At 71.9% G+C, this 18406-nt stretch carries 8 protein-coding genes; 1 reads left to right on the forward strand and 7 read right to left on the reverse strand.

Features of this window, described 5'->3' with window-relative positions:
- Window positions 1-25: 25 nt before the first annotated feature.
- The 4 genes from OG303_RS14430 to OG303_RS14445 all read right to left on the reverse strand — a co-directional run bounded on the left by OG303_RS14430 (window position 26) and on the right by OG303_RS14445 (window position 12945).
- Window positions 26-5863: an SDR family oxidoreductase gene (locus OG303_RS14430; protein WP_405868551.1), complete on the reverse strand. Its 5838-nt coding sequence runs from the start codon at window positions 5861-5863 to the stop codon at window positions 26-28.
- Window positions 5864-5972: 109 nt separating this feature from the next.
- Window positions 5973-7544 (reverse strand): PfaD family polyunsaturated fatty acid/polyketide biosynthesis protein, encoded by a 1572-nt coding sequence (locus OG303_RS14435; RefSeq protein WP_405868553.1) that lies wholly within the window; start codon window positions 7542-7544, stop codon window positions 5973-5975.
- Window positions 7541-11068 carry an alpha/beta fold hydrolase gene (locus tag OG303_RS14440; RefSeq protein WP_405868555.1) on the reverse strand — a complete coding sequence of 1176 codons (3528 nt, stop codon included), beginning with the start codon at window positions 11066-11068 and terminating at the stop codon, window positions 7541-7543. Before OG303_RS14440 ends, OG303_RS14435 begins: the two co-directional genes overlap by 4 nt.
- On the reverse strand, window positions 11065-12945 hold the full coding sequence (locus OG303_RS14445) for a fatty acyl-AMP ligase (protein ID WP_405868556.1): 1881 nt from the start codon (window positions 12943-12945) through the stop codon (window positions 11065-11067). Before OG303_RS14445 ends, OG303_RS14440 begins: the two co-directional genes overlap by 4 nt.
- Before the next feature lie 504 nt (window positions 12946-13449).
- Here OG303_RS14445 and OG303_RS14450 point away from each other — a divergent pair.
- Window positions 13450-14757 (forward strand): glycosyltransferase, encoded by a 1308-nt coding sequence (locus OG303_RS14450; protein ID WP_405868558.1) that lies wholly within the window; start codon window positions 13450-13452, stop codon window positions 14755-14757.
- A 20-nt stretch (window positions 14758-14777) separates the two neighbouring features.
- On the opposite strand, the gene OG303_RS14455 is transcribed toward OG303_RS14450, so the two are convergent.
- The 3 genes from OG303_RS14455 to OG303_RS14465 form a co-directional block, all read right to left on the reverse strand.
- On the reverse strand, window positions 14778-16466 hold the full coding sequence (locus OG303_RS14455; RefSeq protein ID WP_405868560.1) for a glycosyltransferase: 1689 nt from the start codon (window positions 16464-16466) through the stop codon (window positions 14778-14780).
- Between the two features lie 113 nt (window positions 16467-16579).
- Window positions 16580-17356 carry an ABC transporter permease gene (locus OG303_RS14460; RefSeq protein ID WP_405868561.1) on the reverse strand — a complete coding sequence of 259 codons (777 nt, stop codon included), beginning with the start codon at window positions 17354-17356 and terminating at the stop codon, window positions 16580-16582.
- On the reverse strand, window positions 17353-18309 hold the full coding sequence (locus OG303_RS14465; protein WP_405868563.1) for an ATP-binding cassette domain-containing protein: 957 nt from the start codon (window positions 18307-18309) through the stop codon (window positions 17353-17355). The genes OG303_RS14460 and OG303_RS14465 overlap by 4 nt, the downstream gene beginning before the upstream one ends.
- Window positions 18310-18406: the final 97 nt, after the last annotated feature.

Raw genomic sequence — 18406 nt, forward strand, 5'->3', positions numbered from 1 at the left:
TGTCTCGCTCTCCGATGGCGACGGGTCAGGACGGGCGCAGGACGAGGGACACTCCGAGCAGTTCGGCGCGTACGGCGCCGTCCTCGTCGAGGAAGCCGATGTCGCACAGGGCGCCCTCGTCCCGGACGTCCCGGGCCCGGACCACGCACCGCACCGGGCCGGTCGCGGGGCCCGTGCGGTGCACCCGGTACTCGGTGGCGGACATCGGCAGGGTGGCCCCGCCGAGCGCCGACTGAGCCCAGAGCACGGCGAGTTGGAGTCCGCCGTCGGTGACGGCCGGGTCGGTCCACCAGGTCGACCACGGGCGGTCCGTGTCCCAGCCCAGTTCGCGCAGTCCGGCCAGGGTGCCCCTCGCCCCGGTGGTCGAGATCCCGTCGATCGATCGCAGGGCCTGGAACAGGGGGCCGTGGAACAGGACATGACCGTCGTAGATCTCGGCGCGGTCGCAGGGGCGGAGGTCGGTCGGTTCGCTCCAGGTGCCGGGAGCGGCCGGCTCGGCGGACTCCGCGCCGTAGTGGGCGGCGCCGCCGTCGCCGAGGAGGCGGAGGGAACCGTCGTCGCGCCGCTGGACGGCGAGGCGGTGTCCGGCGCCGTGCAGGTCGTCGAGGGCCACGCGGCGCAGCACGTTCACGTTCCGCAGCATGCTCACGTTCCGCGGCCCGTTCACGTTCCGCGGCCCGTTGCCGGCTGCGGACATGCCGGTCAGCCACTCCAGGGCGAGGGCCAGGGGCAGCACCGGGGTGCCGGCGATGGTGTGGTCGAGCAGGTAGGGGTGGGAGTCACCGGTCAGCCGTAGCGCGGCGTTCGACTCCTGTCGTGCCGGACCGGCGAAGGCCTCGGCCGCGCCCCGGCCGGCGACGACGACCTGGGTGTCGGGCCCCGGGGCCGTGAAGAGTCGTACGAAGGCCTGGGCGCCAGCTTCGACCGGGATCGGCTCGACGCCCTGGCTGCGGAAGTGGTCCTCGAGCTCGGGCCCGACCATCCCGCCCTGCCAGGGCCCCCAGGCGATGGCGCCGACCCGGCAGTCCGGGCGGGCGGCCCGCTCGGCGTGGGCCACCTGGTTCAGCACCTCGTTGGCCATGGCGTAGTCGCTCTGGCCCGCGTTGCCGTAGCGTGCGGCGACCGACGAGAACACGCACAGCGTGTCGAGCGGATCGTCCGCGGTGGCGGCCAGCAGCGCCCGCAGCCCTTGGGCCTTGGTCTCGAAGACCTGGTCGAACTGGGCGTCGGTCTTGTCGCCGAGCCGCCTGTCCGCGATCACTCCGGCGCCGTGCACGATCCCGGTGACCGGTCCCCACTCCTTGCGTATCTCGTCCAGGGCCGCGGCGACGGCCGCCTCGTCCCGTACGTCGACGGCGAGATAGCGGACCTTGGAGCCGGCCGCCTCCAGCGCGGCCACGGTGCTGCGGACCTCGCGGGCGGCCAGGACCGCGGCGACGGTCGCGGGCACGTCGGCGGTGGAGCCGTTCTCCCGGCGGGCCCGCTCCATGACCGCACGCTTGAGCGCCAACTCGTCGGTGGCGTCCCGCAGTTCGGCGGGCTCCTCGTCCAGCGGGCTGCGGCCGAGCAGCGCGATCCGCGGCTGATGGGCGCGGGCGAGGGCCAGCAGCGAGGCCGCGGTGACCCCGCGGGCGCCGCCGGTGGCGACGATCACCGAGTCGGGTCCGACGGTCGTGGAGTCCGCGTCGGGCACCGGCACCTCGACCTCGGCCACGGTCAGCCGTGTGCCGTCGGCGCGCAGGCCGACGTCCAAGGTGTCGCCACCGGTGAGCAGTTCCCGTACGACGGCTTCGGCGACGGCCTCCGGGGTACGGTCCGCGCGCTCGCAGTCGATGGCCTTGACCCGAGCGCCGGGCCACTCCCGGGCGGCGGTCCGGGTCAGGGCGGCGAGCCCGCCGGACCAGGCACGGACCCCGGCGCGCCCGCCGGTGCCGAAGTCACCGCCGGTGTCCTGCACGGTGACGAACACTCCGCCGCCGTTCTCGAAGCGGGGCGCCAGCGTGCGTGCGACGCGGAACGCCTCGCGGTGGACGTCGAGTGCCTCCTCGGGCGTGGCCGGTTCGCGCAGCCCGCCCAGGAACACGACTCCGTACGCGTCGTTCGGGACCTCGGTGGCAACCGTGGCCCACAGGCCTTGCGCGTTCAGGCCTGCGGCGACGTGGGCGGCGATGCCCTGGCCGTCGTCGGTGACGACGAGCATGCCGCCGTCCAGTCCGGCCGGTTCCAGCCCGGACGCGGGGGCCGGGACGGCTCGTACGGCGTGGTGGACGAGGGGGGTGGTGGCGAGCGGCGGCGGGCTGTCCTGCTCAGGCCCGGTGTCGCCGCCCGCCCGCAGCTTGCCGACGATGTCGCCGACCGTGCGCAGCCAGCCCAGCTCCGACGTCTCCACGGCCGGCAGATCCGGCGCCTCGGACCGCAGCGCCGACAGGATCTGCACCCGCTTGATCGAGTCGACGCCCAGATCCGCCTCCAGGTCCATGTCGGAGGCCAGCATCTCCACCGGGTAGCCCGTCTTGTCCGCCACGATCGACAGCAGCAGGTCCTCCAGGTCCACGGTCGGCGGGGCGGCGGGCGGTTCGGGGGCCGGGGGTTCGGATACGGCCGGTCGCGGTGTGATCGGCGGTGCGACGGGAGCGGGCGCGACGGCCTCCGGAGGAGGAGGCGCGAGGGAGGCGAGGGAGGCGACAGGGGCGAAAGCCGGAGCCATGGCGGCCACGGGTGCGACCGGGGCCGCGGTCACGGCCGCCGGGTCCGGGTACACACCGCCGCCGTACGAGTCCTCGAAGGCCCTGAGAAACGCCAAGTGACTCTCGGCCATGAGTCGTTGATACGTCGCGTGGGCCTCGGCCGCCTGCTCCTGGTACCGCGCGTGCGCCTCGGCCGTCTGCTGCTGCGCCGCCACGACCGGGTACGCTGCCGGAGCCACGGCTGCCGGGACCGGGGCGGGTGTCGAAACCGCGGCAGGTGTCGGCGCGGGCGCCGGAACCGGGTTCGGCGGCGGGAGTTCGGCGGCGCCGCCGGCCGGCGGGTAGGGACGCCCGTGGTTGCTGCCCTGGATCGGGGTGGTCATCTGCGGCCTCCGGCCCGTCTCTGCTTGCGTCTTGTCGTCGATGGCGTACGGCGCCCACAGCGCGGCGAAGTCCACCTCGACCCCCTTCAGGGCCAGGCGGCCGAGGCCGTCGTGCAGGCTGGTCATGCCGCCTCGGCCCTTGGCGTCGAGGCTCACCGCGCAGTGCGGGCGGTCGCCGAGGATCTCGCCGACCAGCCGGGTCAGCACGGCGCCGGCGCCGACCTCGACGAAGGTGCGGACTCCCGCGCGGTACATGGCCTCGATCTGGTCGGCGAAGCGCACCGGCAGGGCGAGGTGGTCGGCGATCCGGCGGCGCGTCTCGTCCGGATCGGCCGGGTAGGGCGCCGCGTCGGAGTTGCCGTACACCTCCAACTCGGCTTCCTCGAAGGGCACTTCGCGCAGGAAGTCGAGGAAGGGCCCGCTCGCCGGTGCGACCAGCGGGCTGTGGAAGCCGGTGGCCGCGTTGAGCCGTCTGGCGGTGAGCCCGGCGGCGGCGAGCTTCCGCCCGGCCGCCTCGATGGCCTCCTCGGTGCCGGAAAGCACGGTCTGGCGAGGGCTGTTGTGATTGGCCACCCACCATTGCGCCGGGTCCGCGTCGTCCGTGAGCGCCGCCTCGATGTCCTCGCGCGAGGCGGCCACGGCGAGCATCGCGCCGGGCACCTCTGCCGCGTCCCGCATCAACTCGCCGCGCCGGCGCGCCATGCGGACCAGGGTGTCCGCGTCGAAGACACCCGCGGCGTGCAGGGCGGTCAGCTCGCCGAAGCTGTGCCCGGCGACGCAGTCCGCGCGTACGCCGACCGCGTCCAGGACGGACAGCAGGGCCAGGCTCTGTACGGCGAGGGCGGGTTGGGCCCATTCGGTCTCGGTCAGCAGGGCCTGCTGGGCGGCGCGGTCGGTGTCGTCGAAGACCGGCACGGGGAAGACCACCCGGTGCAGCGGACGGTCCCCGACGGTGAGGTCCGCCGCCCGGTCCCATACGGCCTGCGCCTGCGGGACGTGCAGGGTGACATCGGCGCCCATCCCGACGTACTGGCTGCCCTGCCCGGAGAAGAGGAAGGCGACGCGGCCGGGCTCGGCGGGTCCGGTCGCGTGGTGGATGCCGGTGGGGGTGGAGAAGGCGGTCCCCGGATCCCTGCCGAGCACGGCCGCCGCCTGACGGAGTTTGTCCGCGAGGTCGGCGGTGCTCTCGGCGGTGACGGCGATGCGGTGGGCCTTCGCCGGGTCGAAGGCGAGTTGCGTCCCGAGGGCGACGGTCGCCAAGTCGCCTTCGTCGGCCGCGAGTTGTTCCAGATCGGCCAGGATCTCCGCCGGAGAGTCGGCGGCGAGGAGGACCAACTCCGAGGGGACGGTACGCAGCAGCGGGGGCCGTCGGGCCGTCGTCCCCTCCCCCGGCACGTACTCCTCCAGCGTGAGGTGGAAGTTGCTGCCCCCGAAGCCGAAGCTGGACACGGCGGCGCGGCGCGGGTGGGCCGAGTCGCGGACCCAGGGGCGCGTCTCGGTGTTGAGGTAGAGCGGCCCGCTGCCGAGGTCGAGTTTCGGGTTGGGGCGGTCGACCTTAATGGTGGGCGGCAGCATCCGGTGGTGCAGCGCCAGGGCGGCCTTGAGCAGCCCGGCCGCGCCCGCCGCGGACTTGGTGTGCCCGATCTGCGACTTGACGGAGCCGAGCGCGCACCAGGGTCCGTCCTGCCGCCCGGTCTCGCCGAGCACACCGCGCAGGCCCGTGTACTCGGCGAGGTCCCCGGCCCGGGTGCCGGTGCCGTGCGCCTCGACGAGCTCGACGGTGTCCGGACCGTAGCCAGCGGACTCGTACGCCCGCCGGATGGCGCGTGCCTGTCCCTCCGGCAGCGGGGCGTACACGGCGGTCGCTCGCCCGTCGGAGGAGCTGCCGATGCCGCGCAGTACGGCGTAGATCCGGTCGCCGTCGCGCTCGGCGTCGGCCAGCCGCTTCAGGGCGACCATGACCAGGCCCTCGCCGAGGACGGTGCCGTCCGCCACGTCGGAGAACGGACGGCAGTCTCCGGTCGCGGACAGCGCCGGCGTCTTCGAGAAGCACATGTACATGACGATGTCGTTGAGGGTGTCGACGCCGCCCGCGATCGCCATGTCGGCCTTGCCGAGGGCGAGTTCGTTGACCGCGGCGGACAGCGCGGCCAGTGAGCTGGCGCAGGCCGCGTCCGCGGTGTGGTTGGTGCCGTGCAGGTCGAACTTGTTGGCGATGCGTCCGGCCACGACATTGCTGAGCAGCCCGGGGAAGGTCGCCTCCTGCCACGGCACGTAGTGGTCGGCGATGCGCTCACAGATGGCCTGGGCGTCCGGCTCGGGCACCCCGTGCTCGCGCAACGCCTTGAGCCATACGGGCCGTTGCTGCCGGTTGGACATGCTGTACAGCAGTTCCAGCGCGCCGGTGCCCAGCATCACGCTGACCCGGTCGCGGTCGAGGCCCGCCAGGTCGCCGCCGGTCGCGTCGGTGAGCACCTGGTCGGCGACCATGAGCGCGAGCAGCTGTGAAGTGTCGGTCGCCTCCAGGGTGTTGGGGGGCACGCCGTAGGTGAGGGCGGGGAAGTCGACGGGCGAGAGGAAGGCGCCGCGACGGCCGTAGGTGCGGTCCGGGGCCGACGGGTCCGGGTCGTGGTAGTCCTCCACGAGCCAGTGGGTGGGCGGTACGTCCGTGATCAGGTCCCGCCCGTGCACGACGGTGCGCCAGAAGCCGCCGACGTCGGAGGAGCCGGGCATGAGCGCACCGGCGCCGACGATCGCGATGGGCACCTGTCGGGGGCGATGAGGTTCGGGCATCGATTCCACCTGGGTGTGTGAGGCACGGCAAGGCCAGGCCTGTCTCAGGGCATGGCACAGCAGCGCGAACAGCGCTGAGAGAAAAGGAATGTGACTACGAGTCGGGGGACTATGAGTCGGACAGTGGGCGCGGCGCGAAGGCGAACGCCTCGGCGGGCACCGGCACCCCGTGGGTGCGCAGCTGGTGGGCCCGGGTGAGGACCGCGGCGCCCTCCAGGAGGTTGCGGGCGATCTGGACGGCCGGGCGGCGGCCGGGCTCGGCGAGGAAGCTGCCCTCGGTCCAGCGGTTGAAGGCACCCATCGCGGGCCCGCACCAGATCTGGTAGTCGGCCCGGCGCGCGGTGTCGCCGTCGATCGCCCAGCGGCTGGACAGGCCGAGGTACCAGCGGAAGACCAGGGCCATCCGGTGCTTGGGGTCCTGTTCGGCGCGGGTGAGCTCGGCCGGGTCGCGACGCCGCCAGAAGCGCAGCACCTCGGCCCAGACGTCGTCGACGGAGGCACCGAGCACCTGGCGTTCCAGCCGCTCGCGCTCCTGTGGTGGCAGGGCCTCCAGGGACGGGTACGTCCGGTAGATCTCGTAGAGGCGGCTGCCCCGGACCGCGAACATCGTTCCCCGGCCCAGCACTTGGACCTTGGCGCCGAGCTCGAACATGTCGGCGGCGGGGGCCGTGGTGACGTCGGCGAGGTCGGCCCGGGCGAGCAGTTCCTTGGCGTCCTCGGAGATCCCGGCCTCGTCGACGATCTGGTTGACCGTGCCGGTGACCACGTAGGCGGCGCCCAGGGCGTAGGCGGCGGCGACGCTCGCCGGGGTGCCGAGGCCGCCGGCCGCGCCGACCCGGACGGTCCGGTCGTAGCCGTACCGTGCGGTGATCTCGTCGCGCAGCCCCAGCAGGACGGGCAGCAGGGACACCAGCGGCCGGTTGTCGGTGTGGCCGCCGCTGTCGCCCTCGGCCGTGATGTCCTCGGCGACCGGTACACGGGCGGCGAGCCGCGCCTCTTCCTCGGTCAACTGGCCTTTGGCGACCAGGGAGTTCAGCAGCTCGGCCGGGGCGGGTGACATGAACTTCGCGGCCACCTCCGGCCGGGACACCTTGGCGAACACGCGGGTGCGCCGGTGGACCCGGCCCGTGGCGTCGGCGCGCAGCCCGGTGGCCGAGCAGCGCACGACCGCCGGGGTGAGGTCCATGAAGGCCGACGCGGAGACGATGGGCACCCCGCGCCGCAGCAGCAGCTCGGCCACCCGGTCCTCGACGGCGGGCTCGTTCGGTGAATGGATCAGGTTCACACCCCAGTTGGGGCGGTCACCGAGGGCGGTGACGAGTTCGTCGACGGCGGCCTCGACCCGTTCGGGGGCGAGTCCCCCGGCACCGAAGAAGCCGAGCATCTCCGCCCGGGCCATGGCGGTCACCAGTCGCGTGGTGGCGATGCCGTTGGCCATCTCGCCGGCGACGTAGGCGAATCGGGTGCCGTGCGTCTCGCCGAACGACCGGTCGCCCAGCCATTCCGGGTACAGCGGCGGCAGCGTCCCGACGAGTTCGCCGGGGCCGCCCACCCCCAACTGGCCGCTGTCCAGGTCCCGTACGACGTCGACGGGCTGCCGTATCGAGCGGACGGCCGCCACGATGTCCGTACCGGAGACCGCCACGCTGTCCGCGGCGGGGACACGTGTCACCGTGGTCATCGGGCACCCGCCAGGCTGTTGCGGGCGGCTTCCGCGACCGGCTTCAGATACGGGCGGGTGAACATGCTGAAGTGGTTGCCGGGCACGGTGATCACGCTCAACTCCCCCAGTTCCACGGTGTTCCAGCCGTTGGGCGAGTCGAAGTGCATCGGGACGCGGTGGTCCTGTGGGCTCAGCGGTGCGAATCCGTGCTCCGGTTTGACCAGGACCAGCGACAGGTCCGAGGGCAGCGGCCGGTACAGCGCGAAGGCCCGCAGACCGGCCTGGTAGGTGCCGACCACATTGACGAGGTGGGACTCGTACGCCTCGGGGTCGGTCGCGCCGAGGGCCCGTGCGATCTCCTCGCCCTGTTCCTCCAGGGGCTTGGCGCGGTCGACGCCGCAGCTGCAGTTGTCCGTGGCGAGACAGGCGATGTGGCGCAGGGCGAGGAGTTCCTCGACGGCCCGCAGGTCGTCGTCGGCGGGCGCGCCCCGGCCCGGCAGCGGTACGTAGCTGTCGAACAGGACGACCCGGTGGACCTTCTCGCCGGCTTCGCGCAGCTGTCGTGCCGCCTCGTAGGCGATCACCCCACCGAAGGAATGGCCGCCTAGGAGGTAGGGGCCGCGCGGCTGGATCAGCCGGATGTCCTCGACGAAGACGGCCGCCAAGTCCATGACGTCGTCAAGGGGTTCGTGCTTGCCGTCGAGGCCGGGCACCTCGAAGGCGTAGCAGGGGCGGGCGTCGCCGAGGGCGCGGGCCAGCGCGGTCAGGTAGAGCGCCGAGCCGCCGAGGCCGCCGGCGCAGAAGAAGGGGCGGGGCGAGTTGAGGGGGACCAGGCGGGTCGGCGTCGGCGTTTCCTCGCGCACACCGTCCGTGCTGTGGTCGGGTTCCACGAGGTACCGGGCTGCCTCGTCGATGGTGGGCACCTCCATGAACAGGGTGTGCGGGATGCGGTATCCCAGCCAGTCGGAGAGCCGGGCCTGCAGGGACGCGACGGACAGCGACTCCAGCGCGTACTCCTCCAGCGGCCGAGCGGTGTCGATCTCGGCGGCGGGCAGGCGCAGTTCGGCCGCGATGCTGGTGACCAGCCAGTCTCGTACGGCGGTCATGGTGAGCCCGGCACCGAGCGCGGGAGCCGTCAGCGCCAGGTCGGCGGCGACCGCGCGGGGCGGTGCCGCGAAGTGCGTGCGGGCCAGCTCCTGGGCCTGGGCGACGACACACTCGACGAGTTCGAAGGCGGGCAGGCTGCCCGCGTAGTACGTGTGGTCCCGGCCCTGCAGGGCCTCCAGCCGGTCCAGGACACCGTCGCGCAGATCGTCGGCGCCGAAGTGCGGCATGAACGCCCACTCACGGTGCAGCCGCACCTCGTCGAGGCGTCCGCCGAGCGCCGCGATGTCCTCCCCGAGCAGCGAACCGACGTCCTCGGGGCTGCCGTACGAGTAGAAGGTGTGGACGTCGCTGCCCTCGTGGCGGTGGTGGTAGGCGACGCAATGGCCCCTGGCCGTACGGCTGTCGTTGTGCTGCTTCAGGAAGTGGAAGGCGGAGTCCGGCAGGCCGGAGGCGCGGGCCACGGTGGTGTGGTACGCGTTGCCCCGGATGCGGGCGGCGAGTTCGCGCTCGTCCTCGGTGGCGTCCAGGACCGGCAGCAACCGGTCCAGAGCCACGGTGAGGACGAGGTCGTCCGCCTCGATCAACTCCCCGTCAGCGCACACCCGTACGCCGTCCGCGTGCCGCTCGACCGACTCGACGCGCACCCCGAGACGCAGGTCGTCCAGTTCGTCCGCGACCCGTTGCCACAGTGTGTCGAAGCCGCCGGCGATGGTGAACGCGCCCGGGTGGCCCAGGAGTTGTGGCTTGTTGCCCAACAGTCCGGTCATCTCCGCGTACTTGACGAAGTACAGCGCGGGGACGTCGTCGTCGAGGTAGCCGTAGCCGGCCGCCGTGTAGCCGGTGCCGAAGGAGGCGGCCATGGACTCGAGGCCGTGCTCGGCCAGCCACTGCGTCACGGGGGCGGCGAGGGCCTTCGCGGAGTGCGCGAGGCCGGGTTCGCCGATGCGCGGGAACTCGCGCTCGCGGAGCGCCTGATAGCGGCGGAACGTTTCCCTACGGAAGAAGGACGTGTCCTGCGGCGTCGGAACACCCTGCTCGACATCGAGGATCCGGTACGGGGTCGTCGCCTCGGTCGGCACACCCAGCTCGGTGGCCAACTCGGCGACCCGCTCGTACTGGTTGGTGCAGATGTGGCCGCCGAGGTCGTAGGCGCGGCCGTCGATCCGAACGCTCTCGCACTTTCCGGCCACCGACTCCCGTGCCTCCAGGACGGTGACCCGGTGTCCGGCCCGCTCCAGTTCGCGGGCGACGGTCAGCCCGCTCGGCCCGGCGCCGACGACGACCACGCGGCGGGCGGGGGCGGTGGCAGTGGTGGGCGCGGTCGTGATGGTCCTGCTGGGCCTCAACAGCGCGGTCAGTTCCGGCGGTTGACGCTCGCCGAGGCGGGCGTACGACGCGGCCTGGTAGATCAGCGCCCGCAGATGGTTCAGGGACGCGGTGGAGTGCGGCGAGCGGGCGAGGGCGATGCCGAGGTCGGGCGGGGCCAGGCCGGGGTCGAACGCGGTCCGGTTGACCGCCTCGTCGTCGGCGGGGGTGTCCAGGCGCAGGTCGCCCAGGTCGAACCAGGGGCAGCGGTCCTCCGGCCAGACGCGGGCCGGGTCGAGGGCGCTGTCGGTGGTCGCGGGCGTGCCGTCCAGGGGGTGCAGCTGGGCCTGGAGGACGTTGTGGACGCCGGTGGTGCTCAGGCGGGTGCGCAGGTCCTCGCGGAGGAAGGCGGGGGCGCGGGTGTCGCCCTGCGGGCGGGGGATCTCGTGCGGCGCGTCCGGCGGCCACCACAGGTCGCCGTGGTCGAAGTCGCCGCGCTCCAGCGGTTCGTCGACCGGGTGGACCCGGAAGCGGATCAGCCACTGGCGGCCGTCCTCGGCGACGAAGCCCTGCGGCACCTGGGAGTAGAAGTCGTAGGTGGCGTAGGACCCGGCGGTCCTGATGTTGTTCCAGATGATGGCCCGTACTTCGGGCTTCTCGCCGATGTTGCGGGCGCGTTCCTCGGGGGTGCCGAAGCTGCGGCGGAAGATCTCGGCGGTGGAGGCGAAGAAGGTCGGGCCGGTGTTGAAGGTGAGGTCGAGCAGTCCGGGTGCGAGGCCGCTCGCGGTGTCGGCGTCGCCGTCCAGCAGCCGGAGGGTGAGGCCTCGGACGGTCGGTTTGACGTCGTCGGTGCCGACCGAGTTGCTGTAGCGGGCGAGCACCGGGAAGCGGCGGCCGGGGCGGAGGAAGCCGTGGGCGGGCAGGTCTGGGGCGTCGAGCACGGTGAGGGTGCCTCGGGCCGCCGTGGACGTCGCGTGGAAAAAGCGGTCCCGGCGGGTGGCGGAGGCCACGGTCAGCGCGGACATGTCGATCAGGACGCGCCGGAAATCGTCGTCGACGTCGTACATGCGCGGGTCGCGGGGACCGGTGGCGAGGATCAGGCCGTTGCCGTCGGCGTTGCTGGGGTTCATGAATGTTCCTCGGTGAACTGGCCGGTGGACTCTGTTCCCTGCACCGACACCAGGAGCGTGCCGGTCTCGCGGTCGACCTCGCCGCTGAGCAGCGCCGCCTTGCACACCCGGCGCCGCACCTTGCCGCTGGTGGTCTTGCGCACCAGGCCCGGTCGGCCCAACACGACGGTGTGGCAGGCGAGTTGGTGGTCGGCGTAGACGAACTTGCGGACGGTCGCGCAGATCTCGGCGGCGAGGTCCGCGTCGATCCGCTTACGGGCGGTCTCGGCGAAGACGACCAGTCGTTCGGTGGAGTCGCCGTCACCCGTGAGGTCGCCGGGGAAGGTCTCGTCGGGTCCGAGGGCGAAGGCCACGATGCCGCCGGGCCGGATGTCCCGATGGCACTCGCGGACGCTGTTCTCGATGTCGGAGGGGTAGACGTTGCGTCCCCGGACGATGATCAGGTCCTTGATCCGGCCGGTCATGAACAGCTGGCCCTCGTGCAGGAATCCGAGGTCGCCGGTGCGCAGGTACTCGGTCGGATCGTCGTCGCCCGTGACGGTCGCGTGGAAGATCTCGCGGGTGGCCTCGGGGCGTCCCCAGTAGCCGGCGGCGGTGGTCGACGACCGTACCCAGATCTCGCCGACTCGCGCGGGCGGGCACGGGACGCCGGTGTCCGGGTCGACGATGCGGATCCGGTCCTCGGGCTTGCTGGAGAAGCCGCAGCCGTAGTAGTCGACGTGTCCGCCGGCGTCGTAGGAGGTTCCTTCGACAGGTGGGTCGACGGGTACGACGTCGCCCTCCGCCAGCGCCTGTTTGTCCAGACGCAGCACGCCCTGGCCGCGGTTGGTGACGCTCGCGGTGTTCTCCGCCAGGCCGTAGGCGCCGTAGAACACGTCGGGCCGGACGCCGGTGACGGCGAACGCGTCGAGGAAGGCGCTGATGGTGCGGGTGCGGATGGGTTCGGCGGCGGTGATGGCCATCTCCAGGCAGGACAGGTCCCAGGCGGCGCGCATCTCGGGGGTGGTCTTGCGGATCGCCAGGTCGTAGGCGAAGTTCGGCGCCGAGGTGATGGTGGCCCCGACCCGGGACATGACGTCGAGCCAGATCCAGGGCCGTTGGAGAAAGGTGAGCGGCGACAGGATGTGGGTCGTCGAGTTGCCGATCGCGGTGCTGAGGAACACGTTGATCAGGCCCATGTCGTGGTACTGCGGGAGCCAGAACACGCCTCTGGTCTCGTCGTTGAGGCGGAGGTCGACGACGTTGGCGGCGATCTCGTGGACGAGGTTGCCATGGGTGACCATGACGCCCTTGGGGGTGCCGGTGGAGCCCGAGGTGTACTGCAGGAACGCGGTCTCACCGGGGCCGGCGGGCTCGTACCAGGTGTCGGGATCACAGTCCGCGCCGCCTCGTCGGCCGGGGCGGCGGTCGGTGCGATACCAGGGAATGCGGGGCCAGTTGTGCTCCGAGCGGCCGAGGAGACGGCCGACCGAGGAGGCTCTGCGGGAGCGGTCGAAGAGGCCGTTGGTGAGGGCGGCCGTCGCACCCGAGCTCTCCACTATGGCGTTGAACCCGGCGAGGTCGCGGGAGAGCCGGAAGGGGTTCGGGGGGTAGACGGGCACGGGCAGCACGCCGGCGGCGAGGCAGCCCATGAACGCCTTCAGGAAGTCGAGGGAGGGCGGATAGACGAGTACCGCGCGGTCACCGGGGGCGAGTCCCCATGACCGCAGGGAGCGGGCGATCTCGTCGACGGCCTCGGTGAGTTCCCCGGCGCGGAGCGTCTCGGCGTCCTCGCCATGGTCGTCGACAAAGGTGAAGAGGAGCCGGTCCGGCTCCTTTTCATAGAGGCGCCACAGAGCGGATAACAGTGAATTTCGCTGTGCGATGACGAACGTCATTGGGCCGTCCTGTAAAGGGGAACACCAAAAGACCGATCACGCCGGCGAAGAATCAGCCAGACGTTGTTGCACGCTCAAGAAGTTACGTGTGGTCCAGTCCATTGTCAACGGCGACCGGAGCGGCCAACTCCCCCTTCTCATCCCGTTTTTCACCCCCATTTCAGACATTGAACCGACCGCGGATCGGGGTCGGCGTTCGACTTTTCCTGTGGGTTTCCCAAGCTGTGAGACGGCTTTGCCGCGCACGCCATCAAGCAAATTTTTGGAGCATTTATCCGCCATTCCCACAGGCCAGGTAAAAACCCGATGACAAATCGCCTGGTGGGGTTTGTGATCGACGGCCGCGCCGCGCGCGACGCTCCGTGGCGGGCTTCGGTTCCCGCCGACCGGTGTGGCTCGTCCCACTCCCGTACGGCCGAACCGCCACGGGTCGCCTCCCGTGTTGCCGTCGCGTTCCCCGACACGGGGGAACGGACCGAGGCAGGCACGGAAGGTGGCAACGAGATGAAGGCTCTGCGTATCGTCCTGATGACCCATGGCACCCGCGGCGACGTCCAGCCGCTTGTCGCCCTGGGCCGGGAGTTGGTCCGGCGCGGGCACGCACCCGTGCTCGCGGTCCCGGCCGGATCCGCGGACATGGTGCGGGCTGCCGGGCTGCCGCTGGAGCAACTGCCGGTGGACTGGCGGGAGTTCCTCGCCTCGCCGCCCACGCCGGAACGCAGCTGGGTCACCTCCAGCGACAGCGCGGAGTTCCTCGCCGGGCTGCGTACGGTGATGGCGGCCCACATCGGCGACATCGCCCGGACCCTGTTCCGGGTGTGCGAGGGCGCCGACCTCATCGTCTCCGGTTCGCTGACCGAGGACATCGCGGTGCTGATCGCCGAGGCCCAAAAGATCCCGCTGGCCCTGCTGCACCTCTTCCCGGTGCGGCCCAACCATGTGGTGCCGAACCCCTTCGTGACCAGCAAGGCGTCCACGGCCCCCGGCGCCAACTGGAAGACGCACATCGAGTACGAGCGCGCCTCGTGGGAGATGCGCCGCGCGGGCGTCAACCAGCTGCGCGGCGCCTTCGGCCTGGCACCGACGGACCTGTCCACCCCGCTGCGCGCCCAGCAGCTCGGGGCGCTGGAGATCCAGGGCTACAGCTCGCTGCTGATGCCCGGCATCGAGTGGCCGGAGCAGCGCCCGTTCGCCGGCTGGCTGGAACTGGAGGGCGAGGACCGCGCACTGGCCGCGGAACACGGCCTGGACGCGGAGCTGGAGAGCTGGCTGGACGCGGGCGACGCCCCCGCCTACTTCGGCTTCGGCAGCACGCCCGTGGCCGATCCCGCGGCGGCGGTGGCGATGATCGAGCGCGCCACCGGGGAGCTGGGACTGCGCGCCGTGGTGACCGCCGGCTGGGCCGGGCTGCCCGCGGCGGCGGTCGGTGATCCGTCCCGGATCCGCGTGCTGGACAGCGCGGATCTCACGGCGCTGCTCCCCCGGTGCCGGCTCGCGGTGCACCACGGCGGCTCCGGCACCACCGGGTCGGCCGTCCGGGCGGGCGTGCCCTCCCTGGTGGCGTCCGGGATGCTCGACCAGCCGATGTGGGGCGAGCTGGTGCGGCGGCGGGGTGTGGGCATGCATGTGCCGCTGCACCGGCTCGACACGGTCGGGCTGCGCTCCGCGCTGTGGAAGCTGCACGATCCGCGGATCGTCGGGGAGGCGCGGGAACTCGGGCGGGCCGTACGGGCGGAGGGTGACGGGGTTGAACAGGCTGCGGATCTCGCGCTCGACTTCGTCCATCGTCCGTTCCTCAAGGCGTGTGCCTAGTGCCGCAACAGGCAACGGCACTAGTTGCGGTCGTTGAGCGGCTGTTCGGGTCGTTGTGGCTGGTCGCGCCCCGCGGCCGAGCCCCCGATCGACACGGACCCGCGCCTGTGTGGGGCGCTTCCGTGGGCCGTCTTCTCCCACTTGTACGGGGCGCGAATGAGCTGCCAGAGGCCGCGCCAGCCGGCGAAGGCGTGCAGGAGCCAGTACAGCGGGACCAGGGCCGCCGTCCACCAGGACATCCGGCGGCGGCGGGCCGCGATCAGCATCGATACGGCCATGACGGCGCCGCTGGTCCACATGGCAGCGGCCTGAACACCACCCCCGCCGGTCAGGGGCAGCACGAAGGCGATCGGCCAGCACATGAAGACGACGGGGGTGCCGAAGACGATGCCCAGCAGCGACACCAGGCCGGTCCAGCCGAACCGCCGGACGGTGTCGGCAGGTCGCCTCGTGTAGACGAGGCCCGTCAGTAGATAGCCCTTGAGCCAGCGGGTGCGCTGGGTGATCCAGGCCCAGGGACGGGCGGGGCACTCCTCCCAGGTCGTGGAGTCGGCGATGTCGACCCGGTGGCCGGTCGAGGCGAGCCGCAGACCGAGGTCGGCGTCCTCGGTGACGTTCCAGGCGTCCCAGCCGCCGACCCGGCGCAGGACGTCGGTGCGCAGGTGGTTGCTCGTGCCACCCAGCGGGATCGGCAGGCCGAGCCGGGCCAGGCCCGGCAGCATCAGGTCGAACCAGAACGCGTACTCCAGGCTGAACAACCGGGTCAGCAGGTTGCGGTGTTCGTTGTAGTAGTTCAACTTGGCCTGCACACAGGCCAGTTCGTCGCCGCCGGCCGCGAACTGCCGGGCGACCTTGCGCAACTGGTCGTGCTCCGGCCGGTCCTCCGCGTCGAAGATCACCAGTAGTTCGCCGCGGGCCAGCATCAGCCCGAGGTTGCAGGACCGCGGTTTGGTCTGCGGCTTCCCCGGGGCCAGCGGGACGATGCGGACGAAGTCCGGGGGCTCGGCCTCCCGAACCGCACGGGCGGTCGCCTCGTCGCGGCGCTCCACCAGCACCAGGATCTCCAGCTTGTCCTCGGGATAGTCCAGTTCCGCGAGCCAGCGCACGGTGTCCCCGATGACGGCCTCTTCCTCGTACGCCGGCACCAGGACGGTGTAGGTGGGGAGTTCGGCGTCGGACAGCTCGCCAGACGGTGCGGGCGGCCGCCGCGAGGACACCGCCGCGAGGAACACCTTGAACAGCAGCCCGAGGCTGAAGAGCGAGGAGACGGCGGTGACGACGACGCCCAGGCCGCCGGCCGCCGACGCGCCGGCCACCGTGAGCGCGAGGACGTACGCCGCCGCCTTCTGCCACGGTCTGACGCCGGTCCGGGCGGCATGTTCCGGGAAGTTCCGGGTGAACGCGTTGGCCATGTCGTCGGCGACCTCGTCGAGACGCGTGTCGACGACGAGTTCCTGCAACTCGCGCCGCCCGGCGTCCCGGAACACCAGTTCCTCACCGGGGAACCACCGGCTGAGCGCGGCCCGGTCCGGTAACGGGTCGGCGGTGGCGACCAGGACTCCGGCGGCGGTCCGGCGGAGCGGGAGCCAGTCGTCGGCGAGCATCTCGGCGGCGGGGATGTGGGCAGAGCAGGCCGGATCGACGTCTGCTGACAGGTCAGGCGTCGACCGGCCTGCCGTGATGGGGTGCATCAGGGCATGCCTCTTCATCGCAGGGAGCAGGGGAAAAGGGAAGGGAAGGACGGGGAAGGACGGGGAAAGTCGCGGGGGGTTCAGTGGAACGGGAGCAGGGAGCAACAGCGGGCCTGCGTCAGGCGCCTGCGTTACACGGATCTCTGGTAGGCGCTGAAGCCCCGCAGGGAAACGGCCACCAACAGCACCGCGAGCGCGGCCAGTCCGCCGCACCGGGTGAGGACGGTGATCCAGTCGGGGGTGGCGCCCAGGGCCGAACGCCCGGCGACCAGCGCCCAGTTGACGGGGTTGAAGCCCGCGATGGCGCGCATCCAGTGCGGCATCAGCTGCGCCGACATGAACGCCGACGACAGGAAGGTGAGGGGAAGGAGCAGGAAGGTGTTGAGCGCGATGACGGTCTCGCGCCGTCGCACCAGCAGCCCGATGGTGTGGGACAGGGCGCTGAAGACCATGCCGAGCAGCACGGCGGCGGTGATCAGTACGACCACGCCGGGGACGCCGCCCGCGTAGTGCGCGCCGCCCGCCCGGCCGAGCAGGACGATGATCAGCGACTGCACGACCGTACTGAGCCCGTGCTCCACGACGACGCAGCTCACCATCGCGCTGCGGCGGACCGGAGTGATCAGGAAGCGGTTGAGGGTGCCGCGCTCGATCTCGTCCAACGTGCCCATGCCCGCCCAGGAGTTGAACGAGAGGGCGTTCATCACCACGATGCCCGGCACGAGATAGTCCAGGTACGAGGTGACGCCGAAGCCGGGCAGTTCGACGATCCTCTTGAACAGGCTGCCGAACAGGAAGAGCCAGATGACCGGTTGGACCATCGTGATGGCCAGGTATCCGGGCTGACGGACGACCACGCTCAGTCGGCGGTGGGTCAGCCACAGGGTGTCGACGAGCGCGCCGTTCATGCGAGGGCTCCGATCGGCTCGACGGTCGCGGGGGGACGTCGGCCCACGTGGCGCAGATACACGTCGTCCATCGAGGGCCGGGCGACGGTGACGGCGGCGACGGGCAGACCGGCCTGGTCGAGGGCGGCGAGCGCGGCCGGTACGGCGGCCGCACCCTCGTCGGCGCGGGCGCTCAGCCTGCGCCCCTCGACAGTGATCTCCCGGAGGCCGGGCAGGGTGGCGAGCGCCTGACGGGCGAGCTGTTCCGCGCGGGCGTCGGGAGTGGACCGCAGTTCGATGCGTACGGCGTCGCCGCGCAGCTCGCCCTTCAGCTCCTCGGGCGTGCCCGCGACGACGATCCGCCCGTGGTCGACGATGGCCAGCCGGTGGGCGAGCCGGTCGACCTCCTCCAGGTGGTGGGTGGTCAGCAGGATGGTCAGGGCGTTGTCGGCGACCAGCCGTTCGATCTCGTCCCACATCGCCGTGCGGGACTCGGGGTCGAGCCCGGTCGTCGGCTCGTCGAGGAAGAGCACTTGGGGCGTGTGCACCAGGCCGAGGGCGACGTCCAGTCGGCGCTGCATGCCTCCCGAGTAGGTGCGCACCTCCCGTCCGGCGGCGTGACCGAGGTCGAACCGGTCGAGCAACTCCCCGACTCTGCGCGAGAGTTCGGCGCCGCGTAACCCGTAGAGCCGCCCCTGCAGGACGAGGTTGTCGCGTCCGGTCGTCATCGGGTCCGCGCCGGACCGCTGGGCGACGACGCCGATGGCGCGGCGTACCAGGTCGGGGCGGCGCAGTGCGTCATGTCCGGCGACCCGCACCGAACCGGAGTCCGGGCGGGCCAGGGTGGTGAGGATCTTCATGGTGGTCGACTTGCCGGCGCCGTTGGGGCCGAGGAGTCCGAAGACCTGGCCGGGCTCGACGGTGAACGAGAGACCGCCGAGCGCGCGCACGCCTGACGGATAGGTCTTCACCACGTCGTGCACCTCGATGGCGTGGACTGCCGGCGAGGGGACTCTCTGCGCTGGGACCGTCTGTAAGGGGATCGGCTGCGGGGGGACGGGCTGCGGGGGG

The sequence above is a fragment of the Streptomyces sp. NBC_00005 genome (assembly GCF_045160215.1).
Taxonomy (GTDB): Bacteria; Actinomycetota; Actinomycetes; order Streptomycetales; family Streptomycetaceae; genus Streptomyces.

What these genes read in the sequence shown, in the direction of transcription:
- OG303_RS14430 (WP_405868551.1), bottom strand. Translation starts at nt 5,863, where the DNA reads ATGCCCGAACCTCATCGCCCCCGACAGGTGCCCATCGCGATCGTCGGC.
- OG303_RS14435 (WP_405868553.1), bottom strand. Translation starts at nt 7,544, where the DNA reads ATGACCACGGTGACACGTGTCCCCGCCGCGGACAGCGTGGCGGTCTCC.
- OG303_RS14440 (WP_405868555.1), bottom strand. Translation starts at nt 11,068, where the DNA reads ATGAACCCCAGCAACGCCGACGGCAACGGCCTGATCCTCGCCACCGGT.
- OG303_RS14445 (WP_405868556.1), bottom strand. Translation starts at nt 12,945, where the DNA reads ATGACGTTCGTCATCGCACAGCGAAATTCACTGTTATCCGCTCTGTGG.
- OG303_RS14450 (WP_405868558.1), top strand. Translation starts at nt 13,450, where the DNA reads ATGAAGGCTCTGCGTATCGTCCTGATGACCCATGGCACCCGCGGCGAC.
- OG303_RS14455 (WP_405868560.1), bottom strand. Translation starts at nt 16,466, where the DNA reads ATGAAGAGGCATGCCCTGATGCACCCCATCACGGCAGGCCGGTCGACG.
- OG303_RS14460 (WP_405868561.1), bottom strand. Translation starts at nt 17,356, where the DNA reads ATGAACGGCGCGCTCGTCGACACCCTGTGGCTGACCCACCGCCGACTG.